At 50.5% G+C, this 25,155-nt stretch carries 27 protein-coding genes; 12 read left to right on the top strand and 15 right to left on the bottom strand.

The features are described from left to right. Positions 1-5: 5 nt before the first annotated feature. The 6 genes from potG to OGV57_RS02575 all read right to left on the bottom strand — a co-directional run bounded on the left by potG (position 6) and on the right by OGV57_RS02575 (position 5,349). Entirely contained in the window at positions 6-1,139 is a 1,134-nt protein-coding gene (potG, locus tag OGV57_RS02600) for a putrescine ABC transporter ATP-binding subunit PotG (protein ID WP_049016260.1), read from the bottom strand. Positions 1,140-1,277: 138 nt separating this feature from the next. Then, positions 1,278-2,390 carry a spermidine/putrescine ABC transporter substrate-binding protein PotF gene (potF, locus tag OGV57_RS02595; protein ID WP_003035370.1) on the bottom strand — a complete coding sequence of 371 codons (1,113 nt, stop codon included), beginning with the start codon at positions 2,388-2,390 and terminating at the stop codon, positions 1,278-1,280. 433 nt (positions 2,391-2,823) lie between these two features. Next, on the bottom strand, positions 2,824-3,300 hold the full coding sequence (locus OGV57_RS02590) for a type III secretion system chaperone family protein (RefSeq protein ID WP_003035368.1): 477 nt from the start codon (positions 3,298-3,300) through the stop codon (positions 2,824-2,826). A 90-nt stretch (positions 3,301-3,390) separates the two neighbouring features. Then, a complete protein-coding gene (gene rimK, locus OGV57_RS02585) occupies positions 3,391-4,293 on the bottom strand; it encodes a 30S ribosomal protein S6--L-glutamate ligase (protein WP_003836932.1) in 903 nt (300 codons plus the stop codon). Between the two features lie 59 nt (positions 4,294-4,352). Further along, on the bottom strand, positions 4,353-5,075 hold the full coding sequence (gene nfsA, locus OGV57_RS02580; protein ID WP_054528227.1) for a nitroreductase NfsA: 723 nt from the start codon (positions 5,073-5,075) through the stop codon (positions 4,353-4,355). Then, complete coding sequence (locus OGV57_RS02575) at positions 5,059-5,349, bottom strand: YbjC family protein (RefSeq protein ID WP_032948923.1); 291 nt, start codon at positions 5,347-5,349, stop codon at positions 5,059-5,061. Before OGV57_RS02575 ends, nfsA begins: the two co-directional genes overlap by 17 nt. 172 nt (positions 5,350-5,521) lie before the next feature. On the opposite strand from OGV57_RS02575, the gene OGV57_RS02570 reads away from it, so the two are divergent. Continuing rightward, positions 5,522-5,785, top strand: a complete 264-nt coding sequence (locus OGV57_RS02570) for a GrxA family glutaredoxin (protein WP_003035358.1) — start codon at positions 5,522-5,524, stop codon at positions 5,783-5,785. Between the two features lie 34 nt (positions 5,786-5,819). Here the strand turns inward: OGV57_RS02570 and OGV57_RS02565 are convergent, their stop codons facing one another. Continuing rightward, positions 5,820-6,200 carry an inner membrane protein YbjM gene (locus OGV57_RS02565; RefSeq protein ID WP_003035356.1) on the bottom strand — a complete coding sequence of 127 codons (381 nt, stop codon included), beginning with the start codon at positions 6,198-6,200 and terminating at the stop codon, positions 5,820-5,822. Positions 6,201-6,469: 269 nt separating this feature from the next. Here OGV57_RS02565 and OGV57_RS02560 point away from each other — a divergent pair, with 269 nt between their 5' ends. Then, the gene (locus tag OGV57_RS02560; protein ID WP_003035354.1) at positions 6,470-8,155 is read left to right on the top strand and encodes an aspartate:alanine antiporter; all 1,686 of its coding nucleotides are present in this window, start codon (positions 6,470-6,472) and stop codon (positions 8,153-8,155) included. A 61-nt stretch (positions 8,156-8,216) separates the two neighbouring features. Here the strand turns inward: OGV57_RS02560 and OGV57_RS02555 are convergent, their stop codons facing one another. Next, positions 8,217-8,516, bottom strand: coding sequence for a hypothetical protein (locus OGV57_RS02555; RefSeq protein WP_193146821.1), 300 nt, complete (start codon positions 8,514-8,516; stop codon positions 8,217-8,219). Between the two features lie 165 nt (positions 8,517-8,681). Between OGV57_RS02555 and OGV57_RS02550 the strand changes: the two genes are divergently transcribed. Further along, complete coding sequence (locus OGV57_RS02550; protein WP_054528225.1) at positions 8,682-9,893, top strand: multidrug effflux MFS transporter; 1,212 nt, start codon at positions 8,682-8,684, stop codon at positions 9,891-9,893. Between the two features lie 164 nt (positions 9,894-10,057). Continuing rightward, the gene (locus OGV57_RS02545; RefSeq protein ID WP_054528224.1) at positions 10,058-10,855 is read left to right on the top strand and encodes an SDR family NAD(P)-dependent oxidoreductase; all 798 of its coding nucleotides are present in this window, start codon (positions 10,058-10,060) and stop codon (positions 10,853-10,855) included. A gap of 12 nt (positions 10,856-10,867) precedes the next feature. Here OGV57_RS02545 and OGV57_RS02540 read toward each other — a convergent pair whose 3' ends face one another. Then, entirely contained in the window at positions 10,868-11,782 is a 915-nt protein-coding gene (locus OGV57_RS02540) for a DMT family transporter (protein WP_054528223.1), read from the bottom strand. 102 nt (positions 11,783-11,884) lie between these two features. Between OGV57_RS02540 and OGV57_RS02535 the strand changes: the two genes are divergently transcribed. Continuing rightward, a complete protein-coding gene (locus OGV57_RS02535; RefSeq protein WP_003836947.1) occupies positions 11,885-12,799 on the top strand; it encodes a LysR family transcriptional regulator in 915 nt (304 codons plus the stop codon). A 5-nt stretch (positions 12,800-12,804) separates the two neighbouring features. Here the strand turns inward: OGV57_RS02535 and OGV57_RS02530 are convergent, their stop codons facing one another. Beyond that, positions 12,805-13,353 carry a TetR/AcrR family transcriptional regulator gene (locus OGV57_RS02530; RefSeq protein ID WP_003035341.1) on the bottom strand — a complete coding sequence of 183 codons (549 nt, stop codon included), beginning with the start codon at positions 13,351-13,353 and terminating at the stop codon, positions 12,805-12,807. A gap of 85 nt (positions 13,354-13,438) precedes the next feature. Here OGV57_RS02530 and OGV57_RS02525 point away from each other — a divergent pair, with 85 nt between their 5' ends. The 3 genes from OGV57_RS02525 (at position 13,439) to OGV57_RS02515 (ending at position 15,851) form a co-directional block, all read left to right on the top strand. Beyond that, entirely contained in the window at positions 13,439-14,647 is a 1,209-nt protein-coding gene (locus OGV57_RS02525; RefSeq protein ID WP_003836950.1) for an MFS transporter, read from the top strand. Continuing rightward, positions 14,647-15,462, top strand: coding sequence for a Cof-type HAD-IIB family hydrolase (locus tag OGV57_RS02520; RefSeq protein ID WP_003035335.1), 816 nt, complete (start codon positions 14,647-14,649; stop codon positions 15,460-15,462). Before OGV57_RS02525 ends, OGV57_RS02520 begins: the two co-directional genes overlap by 1 nt. A gap of 107 nt (positions 15,463-15,569) precedes the next feature. Continuing rightward, complete coding sequence (locus tag OGV57_RS02515; RefSeq protein WP_003836954.1) at positions 15,570-15,851, top strand: hypothetical protein; 282 nt, start codon at positions 15,570-15,572, stop codon at positions 15,849-15,851. A gap of 28 nt (positions 15,852-15,879) precedes the next feature. Here OGV57_RS02515 and OGV57_RS02510 read toward each other — a convergent pair whose 3' ends face one another. Beyond that, positions 15,880-17,112, bottom strand: coding sequence for an MFS transporter (locus OGV57_RS02510; protein ID WP_054528222.1), 1,233 nt, complete (start codon positions 17,110-17,112; stop codon positions 15,880-15,882). Positions 17,113-17,410: 298 nt separating this feature from the next. Here OGV57_RS02510 and ybjG point away from each other — a divergent pair, with 298 nt between their 5' ends. Both ybjG and deoR read left to right on the top strand, forming a co-directional pair. Beyond that, positions 17,411-18,019: an undecaprenyl-diphosphate phosphatase gene (gene ybjG / locus OGV57_RS02505; protein ID WP_003836958.1), complete on the top strand. Its 609-nt coding sequence runs from the start codon at positions 17,411-17,413 to the stop codon at positions 18,017-18,019. A 64-nt stretch (positions 18,020-18,083) separates the two neighbouring features. After that, positions 18,084-18,842, top strand: coding sequence for a DNA-binding transcriptional repressor DeoR (gene deoR, locus OGV57_RS02500; protein WP_003836960.1), 759 nt, complete (start codon positions 18,084-18,086; stop codon positions 18,840-18,842). A gap of 44 nt (positions 18,843-18,886) precedes the next feature. Here deoR and dacC read toward each other — a convergent pair whose 3' ends face one another. Further along, on the bottom strand, positions 18,887-20,089 hold the full coding sequence (gene dacC / locus OGV57_RS02495) for a serine-type D-Ala-D-Ala carboxypeptidase (protein ID WP_003035316.1): 1,203 nt from the start codon (positions 20,087-20,089) through the stop codon (positions 18,887-18,889). Positions 20,090-20,417: 328 nt separating this feature from the next. Here dacC and OGV57_RS02490 point away from each other — a divergent pair, with 328 nt between their 5' ends. Next, on the top strand, positions 20,418-21,044 hold the full coding sequence (locus OGV57_RS02490; RefSeq protein WP_003836961.1) for a glutathione S-transferase family protein: 627 nt from the start codon (positions 20,418-20,420) through the stop codon (positions 21,042-21,044). Positions 21,045-21,049: 5 nt separating this feature from the next. Here OGV57_RS02490 and OGV57_RS02485 read toward each other — a convergent pair whose 3' ends face one another. Both OGV57_RS02485 and bssR read right to left on the bottom strand, forming a co-directional pair. Further along, positions 21,050-22,147, bottom strand: a complete 1,098-nt coding sequence (locus OGV57_RS02485; protein WP_054528221.1) for a PQQ-dependent sugar dehydrogenase — start codon at positions 22,145-22,147, stop codon at positions 21,050-21,052. Between the two features lie 102 nt (positions 22,148-22,249). Continuing rightward, on the bottom strand, positions 22,250-22,633 hold the full coding sequence (gene bssR, locus OGV57_RS02480; RefSeq protein WP_003845496.1) for a biofilm formation regulator BssR: 384 nt from the start codon (positions 22,631-22,633) through the stop codon (positions 22,250-22,252). Between the two features lie 229 nt (positions 22,634-22,862). Between bssR and rimO the strand changes: the two genes are divergently transcribed. After that, a complete protein-coding gene (gene rimO, locus OGV57_RS02475; RefSeq protein WP_003035305.1) occupies positions 22,863-24,188 on the top strand; it encodes a 30S ribosomal protein S12 methylthiotransferase RimO in 1,326 nt (441 codons plus the stop codon). 55 nt (positions 24,189-24,243) lie between these two features. On the opposite strand, the gene gsiD is transcribed toward rimO, so the two are convergent. Continuing rightward, the gene (gene gsiD, locus OGV57_RS02470) at positions 24,244-25,155 is read right to left on the bottom strand and encodes a glutathione ABC transporter permease GsiD (protein ID WP_032936384.1); all 912 of its coding nucleotides are present in this window, start codon (positions 25,153-25,155) and stop codon (positions 24,244-24,246) included.

Raw genomic sequence — 25,155 nt, 5'->3', positions numbered from 1 at the left:
GCTCCTTAAACCGTCAACACCACACAGCTGTCCGCATCCCAACATAAACGGACTTCGTCACCCCAGGTTGGTAACCCTTTACGATAACGATGCTCATTTTGTAGCTGGGCGCTCAACATCTGACCGCTTTTCAAACGTACGTGATACACCGACAAATCACCCAGATAGGCAATGTACACCACTTCGCCTACCGCGAAGTTATAACCCTCTGGCGGAGGCGCTTCGCAGAGCATGATTTTTTCCGGACGTAGCGCAACATACACCGGGACGTTATCGACAACAGAAGCATCGGCGTCCACTTTCAGCGGATGTACCAGTCCTGGAGACTCAATCACCAGACCATCTTCCCGACGTTCTTTCAGCAGTCCCTCAAAAACGTTTACCGAACCGATAAACTCTGCGCTGTAACGCGTGGTCGGATGCTCGTAGATCTCTTCTGGCTCACCAATCTGGACAAATTTTCCACGATTCATGATCGCAATACGACCCGCCATCGTCATGGCTTCTTCCTGATCGTGCGTCACCATCACGCAGGTCACACCGACGCGTTCCAGGATATCCACTACCTCCAGTTGCATGCGGTCTCGGAGTTTTTTATCCAGCGCCCCCATTGGTTCATCCAGCAGCAGCAGTTTTGGACGTTTTGCCAGGCTGCGCGCCAATGCCACGCGCTGACGCTGGCCGCCAGAAAGCTGATGTGGTTTGCGTTTAGCGAACTCCTGCATATGCACGAGTCCCAGCATCTCATTCACCCGACTGGCGATTTCAGCCTTCGGCAGTTTGTCCTGCTTGAGACCAAAGGCAATGTTCTGCTCGACAGTCATATGCGGAAACAAGGCGTAGGACTGAAACATCATATTAATTGGACGCAGATAAGGCGGGACATGCGCTAAATCGACGCCATCAAGCATGATTTGCCCGGTAGTCGGCAGTTCAAATCCCGCCAGCATCCGCAGCAGTGTCGATTTGCCACAGCCGGACGCGCCGAGCAGAGCAAATATTTCACCTTTGTAGATAGTAAGATTGACGTCATCAACGGCGTGCTGACCGTCAAATGACTTGGTCAGATTGCGAATTTCAAGCAGCGGGGTCAGCGCCTTGCGGATTTTCGCTTGTGGGCGTGGGGTTGCATCATTCACTCAGGTGCTCTCCGGCATAAAACAAAGAAACGGTGCAAATAACGCACCATAACGGTGCGTATTGCCGGGTTATATGTGTCCGGGCTCAACGCTGCCCGGCAGGCACAAATCCTGCCGGGTCATGTCCCAAACATCGGTTTATTTCCCGCTTTTTACCTTCGTCCATGCGCGGGTACGTACACGATCGATCTTCGGATCCTGTACTTTCAGTGTGAACAACTTAGCTCGCACATCCGCAGGCGGGTAAATACCCGGGTTGTCACGAACTTCAGGGCTGACCAGAGCCGTCGCTTCTTTGTTGGCATTGGCATAAAACACGTGGTCGGAGATATGCGCAATCACATCAGGGCGCAGCAGGTAGTTGAGGAACTGATAGGCTTCGTCTTTGTTTTTCGCATCGGCAGGCATCGCGAATACGTCAAAGAACGCCATTGCACCTTCTTTAGGAATTGAGAAGGAGATATTGACGCCATTTTTCGCTTCTTTCGCACGGTTTGCGGCCTGCCATACGTCCCCAGCCCAGCCGATTGCAACGCAGGTATCACCGTTTGCCAGGTCGTTGATGTACTGCGAAGAGTGGAAATAGCGAATATTCGGTCGCAGTTTCAACAACAGATCCGTTGCCGGTCCGGTGTAATCATCCGCTTTGGTACTGTTTGGATCTTTACCCAAATAGTTCAGCACTGTGGCGAACACCTCTTCGGGGGCATCAAGGAAAGAGACGCCGCAACTTTTGAGTTTTTCCAGATTTTCTGGCTTGAGGATCAAATCCCAGCTGTCAACCGGCGCATCCGGCCCCAGCACAGCTTTAACTTTATCCACGTTGTAACCAATACCGGTCGTAGCCCACATATACGGCATCGCAAACTTGTTGTCCGGATCGTGTTTGCCCACCAGCTTCAGCAGTTCAGGATCAAGGTTTTTCCAGCCCGGCAATTTGCTCTTATCCAGCGGCTGGAATACGCCCGCGGTCAGTTGACGCTCAAGGAAGCTGGCGGATGGAACGACAAGGTCAAAGCCGGTACTGCCAGCCATGAGCTTACCTTCCAGCACTTCATTGGAATCAAATACGTCATAGATGACTTTAATTCCGGTCTCTTTTTCAAAATTAGCCACCGTGTCCGGGGCAATATAATCAGACCAGTTATATATATGCAGCGTTTTTTGTTCAGCAGCGAGCGTGCCGGCAGAGACGGCCATCAGAGCACCCGCAACCAGGCCTGATAACCATTTTTTATTTAAGGCGGTCATAATCTCTTTCCTTCTGAAAGTTCGTTAACAAACGAACAAAAATGTCACACTCTAATGATATGCAAGAAACGTGCATATTCTTTCATGCGGCACCGATGTAAAGAGAGACCTCTCCTCACGCCGCTATTGCTCGCTGGCATCCGTCCAGGCATTCAACATACATTGTGGCCGTAGAACAGGTCACAAGGGGCTGTTTAAATGATGACGTTGGTAAGCTTCGCAAGAATAACTTTAGCCAGGAATTGTGGATATAGCCCAGATTAAAAAACGTCTTTTATCAATTTTTTATGCAGGAATTGTCTATGACGTAAAGCGGAAGGCGCTGAATAGAGGTGAATAATTCTTTAATGAAAGGTTAAATACAGAATAAAAACGGGCAATACGCAACCGCTCTGGCAGCGGCTGCGCAATATATGTCCAGATTCAGGAAGAATTAATGGAGGAAATGAATTTCAGCGGTGCTATTCTGCGCATCTTCTTCAGCATTAAATAACAGCTGATGCGCACCGGCTTCAAGGATCACCATCGATATCTGCTCTTCGCTCTGGCGAACAAAACATTCAAACTGCTCAAACGTCACGCCCGGCATAACGGATAAAGACTGGCAAACCACCAGTTTTGGCAGATTATCATCCTGCATATCCAGAAAAGCTTTCACCGTCAGTGAGCTGGCATTGATCGCGGACAGATCGGCGGCCAGCGGCAGCAGTGCAGAAGGTCTGACTTCTGCCATCGCGGAAAACAGAATGACGTTATCGACCAAATCAACTTTTGCATCAAAGATGCCGTCAAAATTCTGCATGTGCGGCAAATGCAGCGCCTGACAGGTATCGCATTCAAAAAAACTCATGCCCAGGTCGTCGAGCCATTGACGCAACGTATCCAGAGTGGGAACGACCAGTGATGTCATAATAATGTGCGACCTCTATTGATGAAAAAAATACCGGCACAGCTTACGCAAAAAGAGCGTGTCATACCACGATCGCAATCGATATTGCGCTTAGCCGCCGATTTTAAGGCAAAATTCAGGTGTAGCGTGACGTTCGATCCACTGGATCATCTTGCCAGCTATGTCTATCCCGGTGGTTTTCTCCACGCCTTCCAGCCCCGGAGACGCGTTGACCTCCATGACCAGTGGCCCTCGATCAGCGCGCAGAATATCAACGCCTGCAACGTCCAGGCCCATAGTCCGGGCGGCTTTGAGCGCAATTTCTCTTTCGCGCGGCGTAATACTCGCAATAGTCGCCACACCACCGCGATGGAGATTAGAACGAAAATCGCCCTCTTTAGCCCGTCGTTCAATGGCGGCCACTACTTCGTCGCCCACCACGAAACAGCGGATATCGCGCCCCTTCGCTTCTTTGATATATTCCTGAACCAGGATATGGGCATTCAGCCCACGAAAGGCATCTACCACGCTTTCTGCAGCCTGCCGCGTTTCCGCCAACACCACGCCAATACCCTGGGTGCCTTCAACCAGTTTCACCACTAACGGCGCACCGCCAACCATGTCAATCATGTCGCTGGTATCGTCGGGAGAGTGGGCTATCCCGGTGATGGGTAAATCAATTCCCTGACGCGCCAGCAGCTGTAGCGAACGCAGCTTATCGCGCGCTCGTGTAATCGCTACCGACTCATTCAACGGATAGCTACCCAGCATCTCAAACTGGCGCAGCGCCGCCGTCCCATAAAAGGTAATCGCGGAACCAATCCGCGGGATCACCGCGTCGAAATGGGGAAGCTGACGGCCCTTGTAATGAATAGAAGATGCCGCCGGACTGATGTTCATATAGCAAGAAAGGGGATCGATAACTTCAACCAGGTGACCGCGCTGCATCGCCGCTTCACGCAGGCGTTTACAAGAATAGAGCGTTCCGTCCCGGGACAAAATGGCAATTTTCACCCTGCACCTCTCTGAATGACCTGGTAAAAGCTGGCGTATCATACACTGGGTTAAAATCTTTAGCGCGTGGCCCATCCCTGTTTATGCAAATATTCCAGGATAAAGGGGCGACTTTCTTTAATGATGGTACGGCGAATGTGATCGCTCCAGGTGTCACGACGCGTATTGCTGCCGCGGGTCAGATAGTACTGTGCAAGCTGTTCGTCATACTGCGACAAAACGTCTGTATCGAGCGGCTGATACTGGTTTTCGTGCACAACAAGCGACGCAGGCAGGCGCGGCTTGATATCCGGGTTATCCGCAGGCCAGCCAAGGCACAAACCAAACAGCGGCAGAACGTGCTGCGGCAGCTTCAGCAGTTCGGTGACCGGCTCAATATTGTTACGCAGACCGCCAATGAATACGCCGCCAAGTCCCAGCGACTCTGCCGCCGTCAACGCATTTTGCGCCATCATTGCAGTATCAACCACGCCCAGCAGCAGCAGCTCCGCCAGCCCAAGTTGCGCATCAGGGCAAATCTGCAAATGACGATTAAAATCAGCGCAAAACACCCAGAACTCAGCGGCCTGCGCCACATGCTTTTGGCCGCCAGATAAGGTAGCCAGCGATTCACGCAGAGATTTATCCGTTATACGAACGATCGTCGTGCACTGTAGAAAACTGGAGCTTGACGTTCCCTGAGCGGCGGCAATAATCGCCTCACGCTGTGCATCCGAAATAGCATCATCGGTAAAATGGCGAATGGAACGGTGGCTGCGGAGTAAATCAATGGTTGGTGTCATCTCTTTTGTCTCTGTCTAAATCAGTTGAATCACTTGGTGCGCGTGACATCAGTTGCGGTGCCAGCAGTTGCGCAATACGCCACATCAACGCCACCGCAGCAGGGAGCATCAGCAGTACGCCCAGAAATATCATCACCACGCAGGCTAACGGGCTGTTAAGCGGTGCGGGCAAGGTGAGGTAATCGTTAAGCGATAGCAGCGCCAGCGATAACAAAACCATCCCAATTATTTCCAGCATCAATACGCTTTTGGGTAATACACCAATTGTGCGCATACGCGGCCTCCCGGCGAAATGGCTTTCATTATAAAACGTTCCGGCTTGCCGTGTTTAACAGATATAGCTTGAGGATATCAAAGCAACAGGCCGAACCTGCTTTCCATCCATCACAAATCGCGGCATCATAACAAGTATTGCCATCCGGCCTGATAAGTTCGAGGAGAAAGAGATGTTTGCCGTTATTTTTGGTCGCCCAGGGTGCCCATATTGCGTGCGCGCAAAAGAATTAGCAGAAAAATTAAGCAGTGAGCATGACGATTTTAACTTCCGCTACATTGATATCCATGCTGAAGGAATTACCAAAGCAGATCTGGAAAAAACAGTAGGTAAGCCAGTTGAAACCGTTCCGCAGATTTTCGTCGATCAAAAACACATCGGCGGCTGCACGGATTTTGAAGCATGGGCAAAAGAGAATATGAATCTGTTCGCCTGATAGCTGTTTCTACGCCCTCAGCTTGAGGGCGTCATCAGTTCTTTTTCCGCCGTTGATGCTGATTGAATAAGCTACTGATAAATAAAAAACATAATGCGCCAAGCGCGCACCAAAACACCGCACTAAACAACCACGCCAGCTCTTGCCACAATGAACGCGTCGGCATAAAAACGAAACGCATCAGTAACAGGCAGCACGGCGCCGCCAACATTGCACCAAGAAGGGGTTTGAGTACTTCCCGACGATGGGAAAAAAAGCTTGCTGCAGCACCAGGTAAGATAAAAAACAACAATCCGACCTCAGGATGCCCTGCTGCTCTGAATGCCCCTTTCACGTTCAGCGTTAATGAAAGACACACCACAATAAAGAGCACAAAGCAGCAGACCGCACTCGCCCAACTTTGCTTATGTTTCAATCGTTCCTCCTGACACATTCTCTATCGAACACTCTTTTCGCCCGCAGGCGTCCAGTCAGATAAAGTAACTCGGCATTCCATGCCAAAAACACACCCACACGATTCTTATAGCCGTTGATACGTAATGAGATTAAACTAGCCGCATATATTGTTATGCTGCATTATTCGGGGCTGTGTACGATGCTATCGCCCCTTAATTTCTGGCAAAAACATTAGCGTAAATTGCCATTTCTTTCAATAGCTTACTAGTAAACAAGAAGTTAGTCTCCGTGAATATAAACGTCGCAGATTTGTTAAATGGGAATTACATCCTGTTATTATTTGTGGTCCTGGCTCTGGGCCTGTGTCTGGGCAAATTGCGTCTGGGTTCAGTCCAACTCGGTAATTCCATTGGCGTTTTAGTGGTCTCCCTATTATTAGGTCAGCAGCACTTTAGTATTAACACCGATGCATTAAATCTCGGCTTTATGCTGTTTATTTTTTGCGTCGGCGTCGAAGCCGGCCCCAACTTTTTTTCGATTTTTTTTCGCGATGGGAAAAATTATCTAATGCTTGCCCTGGTGATGGTCGGTAGCGCAATGCTGATCGCCCTGGGGCTGGGTAAGCTATTTGGCTGGGACATCGGCCTGACGGCGGGTATGCTGGCTGGCTCGATGACCTCAACGCCGGTGCTGGTCGGCGCAGGTGACACCTTGCGCCATTCAGGAATGTCAGGAACACAACTTTCAAGCGCTCTCGATAACCTGAGCTTGGGTTACGCCCTCACCTATTTGATTGGTCTGGTCAGTCTGATTGTTGGTGCGCGCTATTTGCCGAAACTTCAGCATCAGGACCTGCAAACCAGCGCCCAACAAATCGCGCGTGAACGGGGCCTGGATACTGATGCCAATCGTAAAGTTTACCTCCCGGTGATTCGCGCCTATCGCGTTGGCCCGGAGCTGGTGGCATGGGCCGATGGTAAAAATCTGCGTGAACTGGGTATTTATCGTCAGACCGGTTGTTACATTGAACGCATCCGTCGCAACGGCATTCTTGCCAACCCGGATGGTGACGCGGTGCTGCAAATGGGCGATGAGATAGCCCTGGTGGGTTATCCGGACGCCCATGCCCGCCTCGATCCCAGCTTCCGTAACGGTAAAGAGGTGTTCGATCGCGATCTGCTCGATATGCGCATCGTCACTGAAGAAATTGTAGTGAAAAACCACAATGCCGTTGGTCGTCGCCTGGCTCAGTTGAAACTGACCGACCACGGTTGTTTCCTGAACCGCGTGATCCGCAGCCAGATTGAAATGCCTATTGATGACAACGTCGTGCTCAACAAAGGTGACGTATTGCAGGTCAGCGGTGATGCTCGCCGCGTGAAAACCATTGCCGATCGTATCGGCTTCATTTCGATTCACAGTCAGGTGACCGATCTGCTGGCCTTCTGCGCCTTCTTTATCATCGGTCTGATGATCGGGATGATCACCTTCCAGTTCAGTAATTTCAGCTTCGGCATCGGGAATGCGGCTGGACTGCTGTTCGCCGGTATCATGCTGGGCTTCCTGCGAGCCAACCATCCAACGTTTGGCTACATCCCACAGGGTGCGCTGAACATGGTGAAAGAATTTGGCCTGATGGTATTCATGGCTGGCGTCGGTTTAAGCGCAGGCAGTGGCATTGGTAATGGCCTGGGGGCCGTCGGTGGTCAAATGTTGATTGCCGGTCTGGTAGTCAGCCTGGTTCCGGTTGTTATCTGTTTCTTGTTTGGTGCTTACGTATTGCGCATGAACCGCGCCCTGCTGTTTGGCGCCATGATGGGCGCACGTACCTGTGCTCCGGCAATGGAAATCATCAGCGACACCGCACGCAGCAACATCCCTGCGTTAGGCTATGCCGGGACCTACGCGATAGCCAACGTTCTGCTGACATTAGCGGGGACACTCATCGTCATTGTCTGGCCTGGCCTTGGTTAGCGCTGAAATTTACCCTTAAACGAAAATTTTTTGCAGGTAAGCAGAACTTTTCTTCAAGGTGTCAGTCATAACTATTGCCACTGCTTTTCTTTGATGTCCCCAATTTGTGGAGCCCATCAACCCCGCCGTTTTGGTTCAAGGTTGATGGGTTTTTTGTTGCCTGAAATTTACTACTGAAAAAATCAATCACGTACGCCAACACCAACACCAACACCAACACCAACACCAACACCAACACCAACACCAACACCAACACCAACACCAACACCAGCAGTATGCCCGTATTCGAAGTCAGTGTACTTATGGTTCCTCGTGCTGCCTGGCAATCAAACACAATTAAATTTAACTGGAACCCTACCATCGAAAATTATGGCTATATACCTGTGACTCATATCTCAATTTTTTGAGTCAAAAGTTTGACAGTTCATTTCAACTCTGTTTTATTGCCTACACGATAATTATCCACAACATCTCTATTTAAATAGTGAACTTTTTCATGCTTTTAATTTACTCATGGTGATAAGTAATGAAGCTGCAAACTGTTATTCATAGAAAGAACATAATTTACTTTACTGTCGGCCTGGCCATGTTGACGATAATGGGAATTCTGGGAGTGGACACTTATTTACCTTCAATTCCCGACATCGCAAAAGAATTTGAAAAAAATGTCTCAACCACGCAGTTGTCGATTATGGTTTATACCCTATGCATTGGTTTTGGACAGCTAATTTTTGGTCCATTATCTGATGCTATTGGCCGGCGAAAAATTATGCTTACAGGTGCGGTTATTTATGGCGTGACAACATATTGTCTCACGCTCTCAACCGGTCTGGTTATGTTTCTGGCGATCCGTGTCATACAAGGTCTTTCTATATCAATAACGCTGGTTACAGCAATCAGCGCAGTTCGAGATGTAACTCGTGGTTCAGTGGCCGCGACGCTGTATGCCATCATCATCACTATCGAAGGTGTCGTTCCCATTGCTTCGCCCCTGCTGGGAGGGATAATTAATGACTTATGGGGATGGCGCGCAATTTTTTTAATGATATGTGGCTATGCTATTATAACGTTAATATACGTTTATTTTAACTTCCCTGAAACACTCAGCCATGAGAGAAGGGTTTCCTATTCATTAAAATCATCATTTAATACGTATAAAGAGATCAGCAAACAACCTCGATTTTATCTACCTTGTCTGTCTCTTGGTCTGTCATTTTCGCTGATTTATTGCTATGTCACAGCCTCCCCATTTATTTTTATGGTTACGTTTGGATACTCATCAACGCAATTTGGTGTGCTTTCATCAATTATTGGAGGCTTCCTACTGCTGGGGGCTGCATTATCAGGTAAACTTCTTAAGAAACGGTCTGCGCCGCAAATTTTGAATTCGTGGCTGAAAATCATCGCCTCATTTATTGTACTGTGTATTCCATTAATAATACTTAGTTATCACGTCAATATTTTTATATTCTTCTTTATTATCCTGATGTTTGCTGGAGGGATGTTCGAATCACTCTATACCTACCTGACCATGTCCAGCCAGCGCACCAACCTGGGAGCGACCTCTGCGTTGATGGGAGCCGCCTCGCTGGTTATTCCGTCAGTCATCGGAGGTGTCGGTAGTTTTTTAATTGAGCTAAATACCAGCATCTGGATGATGTACTTGCTTTTGATAATTTTGATAATGATATACATGTTAAAGAAATATCAAACACTTACAGTAACCGATCGGCGTTAAAATGAGCTGATAGACATTGCTGCTATAAGATCTATAGCAGCAATGGCCCCGACATAACCTGATTTTCATCGCTGAGTGGGGTTCCCCGGAAACGCTTTCTCAAATTTGCAGCATGCCCGTTATGGCACATACTTTACTCGGTGCTAAATGGTGATGGGGTTGCTATGTTACTCTCAGGCAAAGTCGCAGTGATCTTCGGTGGCAGCGGCGCTATTGGTAGTGCGGTTGCGCAGGCGATGGCGCGCGAAGGAGCCCATGTGTATCTGGGCGCGCGCCGTCAGGAAAAGCTGGATTGGACCGCAAGTGGCATCCGAACGGCGGGTGGTACAGTCGAAACCTTTATCACCGATGTACTCGACGAGCACAACGCATCGAAGGAAGTTACCCGCCTTGTACAGCAAACCGGTGGAATAGATGTGGTGGTTAACGCAACGGGATTTATGCACGAACAGGGCAAGCGCATCGATGCATTATCCCTCTCTGAGTTTATGAGCGGTATCACCCCTTTTCTTGCGGCGCAGTTCAATATCGCAAAAGCCGTAACGCCGCACATGGGCGGCAATCGAGCGGGCGTTATTCTCACCATCGTTGCGCCCGCAGCCCCGATGGCGATGCCCGGGCATCTCGGCCATATCGTCGGCTGTGCAGGAACAGAGGCTTTTATTAAGGCGCTCGCCAGCGAGACGGGACCAATAAACATTCGTGTCGTCGGCGTGCGGTCGCATGCGATTGTGGATGCTGTAGCGGCTGGCTCCTATACCGGAGAAATTTTCACCGCTAAAGCACAGTCAATGGGTTTAACCGTCGATCAATGGTTAGAGGGGGCGGCGCAAAGTACCATGCTCGCGCGCCTGCCTACGCTTGCACAAATCGCTGAGGTTACAACCTTTCTCGCTTCAGACCATGCCAGCGCTATGACCGCCACAGTGGTAAATATTACCGGGGGTGCCACCGTAAGCTAATTTACCCGCTTTTCACGCCATGTGCTGCTGCGAGCCTTTTTTTGCACTCGGACGGGAACACAATGCTATACCGCACATAATAACCAACGCGCTCACCAGATGATATGAATGCAGAGTGACGTGCAAAAACATCACGCTAAATAATCCGCCACTCAATGGGATCAAGTGTGAATAGATCTCTCCACGCGTTGCGCCAATGGCGCTAATCCCTTTGTTCCATAATAGATATGACAGCCAGGAAGGAAAAATAACAAGGTATGCCAGCCCAGTTACAACGCCTGTATTGGCATAGCTATTCCATCCCGGCATACCATTGCGTATCAACTCCAGAGCCAGTACCGGAATAAGTACAATCGCACCTAACAGCGCGCTCACTGCGACAAAGGCGTTTCCCTTTACCTCACGCGGTTTAATGCGTAAAAAGGCACAATAGACGGCCCAACTTAACGCTGACCCCATGGTCCAGAAATCGCCCTGATTCAGATGCGCAAATACCCGCGCATTTATCACATCACCCTGCGACACCAGCCATATAACACCAACAGTACTCAGGATCACACCAGCTATATTTCGCGCAGAAATCCGCTCTTTAAAAAAGAACTTATTGATTAACAGTACGAGCGCCGGGGTGGTGGACATATAAATCGCGGCATTAAGCGAGGTTGTATATTGCAAGCCGATATACAACGTTAAGGGGAAAAGAACCTGACCACAAAGCGCAAGGAAGACGATAGTACCAAAGGATTTTTTCATCACCGGCCATTGCTCTGTGACCTGACGAAAATAGAGCGTCATCAATAATAACGCGGTAAATACCCAGCGTGCCGCTGATAAAACGATGGGATTAACTTCAGCGACCAAGAGATGACCAATCACATAATTTCCACCCCAAAAACAGGCAGCCAGACTGAGTAAAAGATAGGGCATATTTGCGCCTTATTGTCAGTTGTACGGTATGACCACAAGGCTACGGCGGCGTGAGAATGAATGCTAATATAACGTTTTTATCCATCTGCATAGATTAAAACTATGAAATTTACGCTAAGGCAACTTGAGTTTTACATCGCGCTTGCAGAAACATTACAAATTTCCAAAGCTGCTGCACGCTGTCATATTTCTCAGTCATCAATGACCATTGCCATGCGGAACCTGGAAGAAGCATTAGACGTGCAGCTATTTGTACGTTATCCCAAAGGTGTGAAGCTCACCGCTGAGGGCGAGCGCTTTCTGGCACATGCCTGCAACATCATCAACAGTAGCCACTCGGCTATTGACGCCCTGCATGACAGGAGCGAAATTCTCACCGGCACGGTGCGCATAGGCATTGCTGAAACGCTCTCTGCCTATCTTATCCCGGATATACTCAACGATATTGAACGACGTTTCCCTTTGCTGGAGATCGTGTTTTATGAAGCTACTGCACCGGAACTGGTACAGGCGCTACGGGAACAAAAGGTCGATTTTTGCCTGCTTCTGACCTCAAATATCAACCATGATAACGACCTGGAGATCGAAACATTTATTCGTTCACAGCGCCGCCTGTGGACGTCTATTGGGCATCCGCTACAGAGCCAGGCATCGATCCGTTTAATAGACGTCGAGAAACTACCATTTTTACTACTGGAAACCGATAAGTACCCTGACGTAATCATCGATTACTGGCAGCAGCGTGGCTATACGCCCAATATCAGTTTTCGCAGCAACTCTTTTGAAGCAATAAGAAGTCTGGTTGCAAAAGGTAGAGGGATAACCATTTTATCCGACCTGGTGTATCGCCCGTGGTCACTGGATGGTCTGCGCGTCATGCACAGAACGATTGATGATTTTATTACTTATATGGATGTCGGGACGGTAAAAATAGCCGCCCGACCGTTGACGCCAGAGGCGGTAAAAGTCATTGATTTTTTACGTCAGGCCGTTACCCGCCTCGACAAACCATTTTGAGGATTTTATCTCTGCGGCAATTCGGCAATACGCTCCACCATCATCAGAATATCTTCTCGCTGCAGCGGTTTTTTATCCGTGACAAAATGCAGCGTCATTCCTTCAATAAACGCATCCAGCGCCCGCGCCGTAACCGGATCAAACCACTGCTCTAACGTTTGTTGGCTACGTAGCATCCAGTTCTGCATCACCGTTTTCAACGCTGGTTTACGGCTGGCGAAAGCATACAGCTGATACATAAGCTCCATATTATCAGGCGTTGTGACCTGGGAGCCGTAAATCATATCGGTAATCGCATGGCAGGCCGCCTGCGCATCAGCAACGTCGGCAAAAAAATCCTGGTACTGCTGAGACATAGTATGCGTAAAACAGCTGAATGCCTCCAACAGCAGATCATCTATTCCTGCAAAATAATAGGTCATGGAGCCCAGTGGCACCTCGGCAATCATAGCGATTTTACGGTGTGTAACCCCATGAATACCATGGATTACTATCGCCTTAAGGGTGGCCTGAACTATTTTTTCCCGCCGCTGCGGATCGTTTGCACGTCGCACTGCATTTCCTCTTCTTGCATTTGTGTACAAATGTACACAACCTTGCTAATGTTGTCTTCTTTCCTCTTTTCTTTGGCTCGAATTCATGACTGGCATCTCATCACGCAAAGCCTTAAGACGTCGCACCTGGGCGCTGTTCACGTTCTTCTTTTTACCAGGATTATTAATGGCCTCCTGGGCAACGCGTACCCCTGCCATCAGAGATATCCTCTCAATCTCTACCGCCGAAATGGGCGCGGTGCTGTTTGGACTCTCTATTGGTTCGATGAGTGGCATTCTTTGTTCGGCCTGGCTGGTGAAACGATTTGGCACGCGCAAAGTGATCCGCACTACCATGTCATGTGCGGTCATTGGGATGGCTATCCTCAGCGTGGCGCTCTGGCTACATTCCGCCTGGCTTTTCGCATTTGGTCTGGCCGTGTTTGGCGCCAGTTTTGGCGCAGCAGAAGTGGCCATCAACGTCGAAGGTGCGGCGGTTGAACGCGAAATGAATAAAACCGTGCTGCCGATGATGCATGGTTTTTACAGCCTGGGAACGCTGGCGGGCGCAGGAGTCGGGATGATGCTTACCGCCTTCAGCGTCCCGGCAAACGCGCATATTCTGCTGGCGGCGCTGGTAGCTATCACTCCTATCTTTATCGCCATCAAAGCAATTCCTGACGGCACGGGTAAAAATGCCGCTGATGGTTCTCCCTCCGGTGAAAAAGGACTGCCTTTTTATCGCGATATCCAGTTATTGCTGATTGGCGTCGTGGTGCTCGCAATGGCATTTGCTGAAGGTTCCGCCAACGACTGGCTTCCGCTGCTGATGGTGGACGGTCATGGGTTTAGCCCAACATCAGGCTCTCTGATTTATGCCGGATTTACGCTGGGCATGACCGTTGGCCGCTTTACTGGCGGCTGGTTCATCGACCGCTACAGCCGCGTCACGGTGGTGCGCGCCAGTGCGCTGATGGGCGCTCTCGGGATTAGCCTGATTATTTTTGTCGACAGCTCTTGGGTGGCGGGTGTTTCCGTTATTTTGTGGGGACTCGGTGCATCACTCGGCTTCCCGCTGACCATTTCAGCCGCCAGCGACACCGGCCCCGATGCACCAACCCGCGTCAGCGTTGTCGCAACAACCGGCTATCTGGCGTTCCTGGTTGGACCGCCGCTGCTGGGCTACCTGGGTGAACACTACGGCCTGCGCAGCGCTATGCTGGTGGTGCTGGCGCTGGTGCTTGTCGCCGCCATCGTCGCGAAAGCGGTGGCGAAACCGGATCTCAAAAATACCACGGTGATGGAGAACAGCTAATGAGCATCAAATTAATTGCGGTCGACATGGATGGCACATTTTTAAGTGACCAAAAAACCTATAACCGTGAGCGCTTTATGGCGCAATACCGCCAGATGAAAGAACAAGGGATCCGCTTTGTGGTCGCCAGCGGCAATCAATATTATCAGTTGATTTCCTTTTTCCCCGAACTGGCCAGTGAGATCTCATTTGTTGCCGAAAACGGCGGTTGGGTAGTCAGTGAAGGTGAAGATGTTTTTAACGGCGAACTGGCAAAGGATGATTTCCAGGCCATCGTTGAACATCTGCTGACCCGTACAGACATTGATATCATTGCCTGTGGTAAAAGCAGCGCCTACACGCTGAAGCAGTACAGCGATGAACATAAAGCTGTTTCTGCCATGTATTATCATCGTCTCGAATTTGTAGATAATTTTGACAATCTTAACGACGTTTTCTTCAAGTTCGGGCTGAATATTTCCGACGACAGAATCCCACAGGTGCAGGCCGATCTCCACGAGGCGATTGGCGACATTATGGTGCCGGTGCATACCGGCTACGGGAGCATCGATTTAATTATTCCTGGCGTGCATAAGGCAAATGGTCTGCGGCTGCTGCAACAACGCTGGAATATTAACGACGATGAGGTTGTTGTGTTTGGCGATGGTGGAAATGATATTGAAATGCTGCGCCAGGCGGGATTTAGTTTTGCAATGGCCAACGCTCATGAGCCGGTTATCAAGGCGGCGAAATATCGCGCGGGATCGAACAACGAAGAGGGCGTCCTGGATATTATCGACCGCGTGTTAAAGAATGAAGCACCGTTTACGCATTAACGCCTCAGCACAGACGGCAACAAAATGATGGCATGATCTATTCATAATCCGCCTCAAATTAACCCACTGGATTATTACTTCCAGTGAATATTTCAGGTGAGCGGATTATGAAGAAAAGTGTACTGATGGCGACATTGTTGCTGGGTTTTGCAGGGTCAGTATTTGCACAAAGCGTTACCGTTGATGTACCAAGCGGTTATAAAGTGGTGATCGTGCCCTCTTCCGTCAGCGTGCCGCAGGCGGTCAACGTGACTACCGCGCCACAAACGGTGTATGTTGCCCCGACTCCTGCCCCGGCTCCTGTTTATCGCGCACATCCTTATGCGCGACATGTTGCCAGCGTCGGTGAAGGCATGATCATCGAACATCAGATTGACGATCACCACTAAGCTTCTGCCAGGCCCGGGCAACCGGGCTTTAGCCTTCCCGGGAATCCCCTACCCGTTTATCTTTCAGGAAGATCACCATCAGAATCAGCCACAGCACCCCGCTGGCCAGATTGAACAAGCTGAACAAGCCGTTGCCTCCCAGCAGATAAGCGTGTTTACTCAGCTCGATACCAACGGTAAAAATCAGCATCTGCAACATACCCATTGCGGCAGAAACCGTACCTTTACTCATTTCACTGGCAAACAGCGTCAGGCGCACCAGCCCCGCATTCGCCACGCCAATGCCAAACGCATAGATACTCAAACCCGCCGTCATCCATAGATATGCATGAGATGACACCACCGTGGCCGCAGCGGCAATAATCAGGCCAACGGCAATTGGCCAGCCGCCCATGATAATCAGCGAACGCACGGTTTTTCGCGAAGTCAGACGCGCCAGCACCAGGTTACCGGCAATCAGCGCACCAAAAATCGGCACCTGCAACAGGCCATATTCGTAACTACTGAGATGTTCTCCGCTGATGATAATAATCGGAGATTGCGCAATCCACGCCAGTAACGGCAGGCTGACAAAACCCAACGCCAGTGCGCCTGCAACGAAACGCACGTTCCTTAGCACCAACTTATAATCCTTGCCCAGCTCTTTAATGGACAGCTTTTCACCCAGCCGGGTTGCCGTTTCCGGCATCGCGCGTTGCAGACCAAAAAAGGAGATGGCCGCCAGAGCAGCAAACAGGATAAACATCCCTTCCCACGGCAGAACATGTACCCAGGCTGCGCCTACCAACGGACCCAGCAGCGGCGCAATCAGCGCCACGTTTGCCATCAGCGCGGTAATTTTTATGCAGACCGCTTCTTCAAAGGATTCCTGAATGGCGGCGTAACCCACCGCACCAATAAAGCACAGGCTTATCCCCTGCAAAAAACGCAGGAAAGTAAATTGCTCAATATTCTGTGCAAGCAGGGTCGCAAGGCAGGTCACGATGAACCAGAGCACGCCGGTTAACATCACCGGACGACGCCCAACACGATCCGATAGCGGTCCTAACAACCACTGTAAAAACATGCCGCCAGCCAGATAGGCGGTCATGGATGTGGGTACCCAATCTAATCCGGCATTGTATTGCTCCACCACCGCCAACATTCCAGGCTGGATCATATCGTTGCCGATATAAGTAGAGAATTCGTAAAGCACCAGACAGAGAGGGAAAAGTAATGCATGACGCCCCAAACGGGCGCCTGAAGATAAACGGTTCTGCATGCAGTCTCTTAGCTATAGAAAAATCGCGCAAAGTGTAATAAATGCGCCGTACTGGTGATAGTGAATTATGTGATTTGAAAGCAAAATGCGCACATTTTTACATTCATTTGCTCAAGAAGATTTTGCTTTAAGGTTAATTTAAGTTGAGACCGCTATCATGCTCAATAAGTCTCATTAATTGTCTTAAAAATAGTCATTTAGCAGACAAATAAGACAAGACCGCTTTTTATCCCGTGAAAGCAATTTTATGCTCTCGCTCCCATGGGCCTTTTTAACGATTACACTGAGTCTGGACGTTATGCTGGAAAATCTGAACAACTCACTTTTTTACCTGATCAATGCAACACCCGACTCTGCGCAATGGGCAATTTCGCTCGCCATTTTCATTGCCAAAGATCTGATCAGCATTGTGCCGCTGTTAGCCGTTGTGCTCTGGCTTTGGGGACCGCGTGGTCAGGTTACGCTCCAGCGCCAGTTGGTCATCAAAATGGCCATTGCGTTGATAGTTGGTCTGACGATTTCCTGGCTGATGGGACATCTGTTCCCTCACGATCGCCCGTTTGTAAACCACATTGGTTACAACTTCCTGCATCATGCGGCAGATGATTCTTTCCCGAGTGACCACGGTACGGTTATCTTTACCTTTGCACTGGCCTTCCTGTTCTGGCATCGCCTGTGGACGGGCGCTCTGCTGATGGTCGTTGCCGTGGCGATTGCCTGGTCGCGGGTTTACCTTGGCGTACACTGGCCGCTGGATATGCTGGGCGGATTACTGGCTGGGTTGATCGGCTGTCTGAGCGCCCAGATGATCTGGCAGCGCTTTGGCGCGACCCTGTACCTCGGCTTGCAAACTTGCTATCGCGCCTGCTTCGCCCTCCCCATCCGTAAAGGTTGGGTACGTGACTAACCCACGGTAAAAAGAGTAGTATTAAGCGCGAAACTGAGCACTTATTCTATTCTCCAGGGGAACTATGGAAACTCGACGCGACGAGCGTATTGGTCAATTACTGCAGGCGCTGAAACGCAGCGATAAATTACACCTCAAAGAAGCCGCAACGTTGCTGGGCGTATCTGAGATGACCATTCGTCGCGACCTGAATAATCATGATGCTCCCGTCGTACTGCTCGGGGGCTATATTGTTCTGGAACCCCGCAGCGCTAACCATTATTTAATCAGCGATCAAAAATCCCGTCTGGTTGATGAAAAACGTCGCGCCGCCCAGCTGGCGGCGAGTCTCGTGCAGGCGCATCAGACCATCTTTTTCGATTGCGGTACTACCACACCGTGGATCATTGAAGCGATCGACAATGAACTGCCCTTCACCGCAATCTGCTACTCGTTGAATACGTTTCTGGTGCTGCAGGAAAAACCGCAGTGCCGCGTCATTCTGTGTGGTGGCGAATTCCATGCCAGTAACGCGATTTTTAAACCGCTCGACTTCCAGGAAACGCTGAACAATCTGTGTCCGGATATCGCCTTTTATTCCGCGGCAGGCGTTCATATCGAGAAAGGCGCGACCTGTTTTAATCTGGAAGAACTGCCGGTGAAGCACTGGGCAATGTCGATGGCGCAGCATCACGTTTTGGTGGTCGATCACAGCAAGTTTGGCAAGGTGCGGCCTGCGAGGATGGGGGAATTAAAACGCTTTGATACCATCATCAGTGATAACCGCCCTGACGATGAGTTTGTTGAGTACGCTAAAGCGCAACGTATCACGCTGAAGTATTAAGAGATACTGCCGGACGGCGATTGCGCCATCCGGCATAGGTAAGGTTAAGAGAACCAACCACCAAACCACTGGTGGAATTTCATCATCACAAAGTCCCACATGCGGCTAAAGAAACCACCCTCTTGCACATCCTCCATCACCATCAACGGACGTTGCTCAATGGATTTTCCGTTCAACTGAAAGTCGATAGTGCCCACAACCTGACCTTTCTTCAGCGGTGCAGTTAGCTGTGGTTCAGTCAGGGTAAAGCTGGCCTTCAGGTTTTTGAGCTGGCCACGCGGGATGGTCACAGAACCGCCTTCTCCGGCCCCCAAATTCACTTCACTCTTATCGCCAAACCATACGCGCTGAGTAACGAAAGTCGCATCCGGCTTGATCGGCGTAACAGTTTCAAAGAAGCGGAAGCCCCAGGTCAGCAGCTTTTCTGACTCATTAAAACGAATGCGATCGGTTTTCGCCCCCAGCACCACGGAGATCAGGCGCATATCGCCCTGGGTCGCGGAAGCCACCAGGTTGTATCCCGCCCCGGCAGTGGTCCCGGTTTTCATACCATCCACGTTCAGGTTGGTGCTCCACAACAGACGGTTGCGGTTCGGTTGACGAATTTTATTGAAGGTAAATTCTTTCTCTTTGTGAATAGCATACTCTTCCGGCACATCGTGAATTAACGCCTTCCCGAGCAGCGCCATATCACGTGCGGTACTGAACTGTCCTGCCGCATCCAGACCGTGCACCGTCTGGAAAGTAGTGTTGGTCAGCCCCAGTTTTTTCGCATAGCCGTTCATCAGACCAATAAAGGATTCCTGGCTGCCGGCAACGTAATCAGCGAGTGCAATACACGCATCGTTACCTGACTGAATGATAACGCCTTTATTCAGATCTGACACCGCAACCTGATCGCCGGGCTTGAGGAACATGACCGACGAACCGCGCAGGGCTGGATTACCGGTCGCCCAGGCGTCTTTGCCCACAGTGACCATGTCGTTGAGGTTAATTTTTCCGGCCTTCAGCGCCTGCCCAACCACATAGCTGGTCATGATTTTGGTCAGACTGGCAGGATCCAGTTTCTCATCAGCATTACCTTCCGCCAGCACCTTGCCACTGGCGTAATCCATCAGAATCCACGCGCGCGCGTCCACGCTCGGCGGGGCCGTCGGTTGCTCCGCCGCCTGTACGGTCGGCGCCAAAAGGATTAAGAGTGCAGAACCTGCAGCAAAGCTGCGAAGTGAAGAGAAGTATTGCGTCATAAATGCCACCCGAGTATCCATTCCAAAAAACCACGTCATACCACACCGTGTTTACACAAAACCGGCCAAGCGACCTCGACCAACCCATGCAGAAAAAGTCTGATGGATGACGTGTAAAATAAGTGCGGTGAGTAATAACGCACTAACGAGCTTAAAGAAACCGTAAGTTGGTAAAGTTTTTAAAGTTTATGCAATAACGCCGCGCTGCGCTGCTCCTGGCACGATTTTTTTAGACTTTGTTGCGTAAATATTAGGTTTACCCCACCATGTGAGCTAGTCAGATGGCATCTGCAGCCATAAAGCTGCTCAATTAATTTGCGGGGTTACTATGATTACACTGTGGGGTCGCAATAACTCGACCAACGTAAAAAAAGTATTGTGGACGCTCGAGGAACTGGAACTGCCGTATAACCAAATTCTGGCGGGCGGACAGCATGGCGGTAACCGCGATGCCGACTATCTGGCACTAAACCCGAACGGACTGGTCCCGTTGCTACGCGATGATGAAACGGACGTTGTTCTGTGGGAATCCAATACCATTGTCCGCTATCTGGCCGCTCAGTACGGACAAAAACGTTTGTGGATTGACGCTCCGGCCGCGCGCGCCGTCGGCGAAAAATGGATGGACTGGGCAAATCAGACGCTAAGCCCCGCGCATCGGGTTATCTTATTTGGCCTGGTCAGAACACCTGCCGATCAGCGCGATCTAGCGGCCATTGAGGCCAGTAAGCAAGTTTGCGATAACCTGTTTGCCATTCTGGATAACGCGCTGGCGGACCAGCCATGGTTCTCCGGCGCTGAATTTGGCACTGCCGATATCGCCGTTGCGCCGTTCATCTATAACCTGTTCAACGTTGGCCTGAGCTGGACCCCGCGCCCTCATCTGGAGCGCTGGTATCAACAACTGACCGAGCGCCCGGCGTTTCAAAAAATCGTGATGATCCCGGTTAGCTAAACAAATCAGGGACTCACTTTTAGTAATTCCCCGTCGGACTCGTCGGTTAACACGTACATATAACCGTCTGGTCCGACGCGCACATCTCGGATCCGTTGCCCCCTTTCCTGCAACAGACGACCATCCTCAGTGACCGTATTCCCTTTAACGCTCAGTACGATCACTTCTTTATCTTTCAACGCGCCGATGAACAACTTCTGCCGCCACTGTGGAAAGGTATCGCTATTATAAAAAGCCATTCCGCTGACCGCTGGCGACTTTTCCCAGTAAAAGATGGGTTGTTCCGTGCCAGCAACAATTTGACCTTTTGCTTCGGGAATTTTCAAACCACTGTAGTTAACACCCCAGGTCGCGACAGGCCAACCGTAGTTTTTCCCTTTCTCGGGGATATTAATTTCATCGCCTCCGCGTGGACCATGCTCATTGAGCCACAACACATCACTCCACGGATTCATCGCCATACCCTGCGGGTTGCGGATGCCATACGACCAAATCTCTGCCCGCGCTCCCGCCATGTTCACAAACGGATTATCCGGTGGAATTTTGCCCTCATCGGTCAGCCGTACGACCTTGCCCTGCAGCTTATCCAGATCCTGGGCGGTAGCGCGTTGATTATTCTCCCCCAGGCCAATAAACAGATAGCCGTTGCCATCAAATACCAGACGTCCACCAAAATGGTTTCCGGTAGAGAGCTTTGGCTGTTGGCGAAAAACGGTCTGAAATCCTTGCAGGTGTTTGAGATCGTCACTCAATCGCCCGTAGCCTACCGCGGTGCCCGCTTTGCCTTCGCGGTCGGTTTCAGCGAAGCTTAGCCACACCCGACGGGATCGTTCAAAGTCCGGAGCTAACACCACATCAAGCAATCCGCCCTGACCATTCGCCCAGACTTTTGGTACGCCGGTTAGCGGGTCGGAAAGCCCTTTATCAGGCTGCCAGAGTCGAAGCTGTCCACCTTTGAGCGTAATGAGCATACCGCGGTTATCGGGTAAAAAAGCCAGTGACCATGGGTGATCGAGTTTGGTTTGCAGCACTTCCACTTTTACCGCGACGGCATAAGAGGAAAATAGCGCAAGTGGGATAGCACAGAGAAAGAGTCGACGCATAACACCTCCTTAATGGCTCTGCATAAAGCGTAGCCAGCAAGGGGAATCACCCCGTCATATTTACATAATCTTAACGAAAAGGGGGAGCGCCCTCCCCCTGATTCAGACGTGTTCCAGCGTTGGGTAAGATTGCAAACTCTGGATACTCAGCGTCAGCGTTGTCAGGCAGTTTTCCAGTTTCTCTGCGTTAACGGCGATAAACGTTGGACAATCATGGTGTCCACTCATAAGACAAACAGCGGCGGCGGCTAACGCCCCTTCAGCACGATGAAGGGCATTCCACTCTTCCTGATCAAGATGCATACCGTGAAGCTGTGATTGTTCGTGCAATTCGCGATTCAGTGCAAAAAAATTATCACGCAGACGATCGCTCTCGCTGACTGACATGTAGCCTTTCGCTTTTCTCAACAGCAGATAAGCGGCAAGTTCGATACGGGCGTTTATCAATTTGTTGAGAAGATCGGTTCTCAGTCTGTCAACAACCATACTTTGTTCCTCCTCTTTCCAACTATGGTGCAACTTAATAGTATGGTTGTTTTTTGAACAAAGTCGTGTCCAGGATCAATCCATCACTTAAAATTAACATAATTTACAAATAATCTTTAATTCCGCGCCCGGCAGGCCGCTGATGGTATGAGATTGCGATACAATTTTTGTTCAGAACTCTGTAGAATCCCTGCCCTGAATATTCCAATAACTGAACACTTTTTACGCTATGAGCAATGTAACCCACCAGCCGAAAATCGGCTTTGTCTCCCTCGGCTGCCCGAAAAACCTCGTCGATTCTGAGCGCATCCTGACCGAACTTCGTACCGAAGGCTATGATGTCGTGCCAAGCTACGACGACGCGGATATGGTTATCGTTAATACCTGCGGCTTTATCGACAGTGCGGTTCAGGAATCCCTGGAAGCAATCGGCGAAGCGCTTAACGAAAACGGCAAGGTGATCGTCACCGGTTGTCTGGGCGCGAAAGTCGATCAGATCCGTGAAGTCCACCCGAAGGTGCTGGAAATCACCGGGCCGCATAGCTACGAGCAGGTTCTGGAGCACGTTCACCATTACGTACCCAAACCAAAGCATAATCCGTTCCTGAGCCTGGTTCCTGAGCAGGGTGTCAAGCTGACTCCGCGCCATTACGCCTATCTGAAGATTTCTGAAGGCTGTAATCACCGCTGTACGTTCTGCATTATTCCATCCATGCGCGGCGATCTGGTGAGCCGTCCGATTGGCGACGTCCTCAGCGAAGCCAAGCGTCTGGTCGATGCGGGCGTGAAAGAGATTCTGGTAATCTCTCAGGATACCTCTGCGTACGGTGTGGATGTGAAACACCGGACCGGTTTCCATAACGGCGAGCCGGTCAAAACCAGCATGGTTGATCTGTGCGAACAGTTATCAAAACTGGGGATCTGGACGCGCCTACATTACGTCTACCCCTACCCGCACGTTGATGACGTGATCCCGCTGATGGCAGAAGGGAAAATCCTGCCGTATCTGGACATCCCGTTACAGCATGCCAGCCCGCGTATTCTTAAACTGATGAAACGCCCAGGCTCCGTAGACAGACAGCTGGCGCGCATCAAACAGTGGCGTGAAATCTGCCCTGAACTGACGCTGCGCTCCACCTTCATTGTTGGTTTCCCGGGTGAAACGGAAGAAGACTTCCAAATGTTGCTCGACTTCCTGAAGGAAGCACGTCTGGATCGCGTGGGCTGCTTTAAATACAGCCCGGTAGAAGGCGCTGGCGCTAATGACCTGCCGGATCAAATCCCGGAAGAGGTGAAAGAAGAACGCTGGAACCGCTTTATGCAATTGCAACAGCAGATCTCTGCTGAACGTTTGCAAGAGAAAGTGGGCCGCGAGATTCTGGTTATCGTTGATGAAGTTGACGAAGAAGGCGCAATTGGTCGTAGCATGGCTGATGCTCCGGAAATCGACGGCGCGGTATACCTGAATGGTGAAACCAAGGTGAAACCTGGTGATATCATCCGCGTGAAGGTCGAAAACGCAGATGAATACGATCTGTGGGGTTCACGCGTTTAATAAGCGTAACTCAACCGTAGGCCGGATAAGCGTTACGTCTTATCCGGCCTGTAATTTATCCTTTTATCTTCGGGTCCAGCGCGTCGCGCAGACCATCTCCCAGTAAGTTAAACGCCAGCACCGTCAGGAATATCGCTACCGCCGGGAAAATCGCCACGTGCGGCGCGATCACCATGTCAGCACGCGCTTCATTAAGCATTGCCCCCCACTCCGGCGTCGGCGGCTGTGCGCCTAATCCCAGAAATGACAGGCTCGCGGCAGAGATGATCGACGAGCCAATTCGCATGGTAAAAAAGACCACGATCGATGAAACCGTACCCGGCAGGATATGGTTAAAAATGATAGTCGTATCGCTGGCACCAATACTGCGCGCAGACTCAATAAACGTCTGTTGCTTCAGCACCAGTGTATTTCCGCGCACCAGACGCGCGAAAGCAGGAATGGAGAAAATGGCCACGGCGATAATCACGTTCGCAATGCCGCTGCCCAGCACGGCGACCACGGCTATCGCCAGCAGAATGCCGGGAAAGGCGAACAGCACATCGCAGATACGCATAATCAGCCGATCCCACCAACCTTCGTAGTATCCCGCCAGCAGACCCAGCACTGTGCCAATCGCAGCGCCAATAAACACGGCAAAGACTCCTGCCGCCAGCGAGATTTGGGCGCCAACCAGCACGCGGCTAAAGATATCTCGTCCCAGAGAATCGACACCAAACCAGTGCAGCATCGACGGCCCATCATTCAAACGGTCATAATCGAAGTAATTCTCGGCATCAAATGGCGTCAGCCAGCGGGCAAAAATCGCCACCATGATCAGGAGCAATACAAACAGCCCAGCGAACATCGCCATGTGCTGTCGACGGAAACGACGCCAGAACTCATGCCACGGTGTGCGTATCTGCTCTGGCTTAACAAGGGGCATTGCATTCAAAATCGCCTGTCGGCGCCAGTTAAAAAATCGCAT

Source organism: Citrobacter sp. Cf087 (genome assembly GCF_030334285.1).
In the GTDB taxonomy this organism is placed as follows: Bacteria; Pseudomonadota; Gammaproteobacteria; order Enterobacterales; family Enterobacteriaceae; genus Citrobacter; species Citrobacter freundii.
The sequence above is the reverse complement of the archived record's forward strand: the minus strand, read 5'-3'. Positions and strand labels throughout refer to the sequence as shown.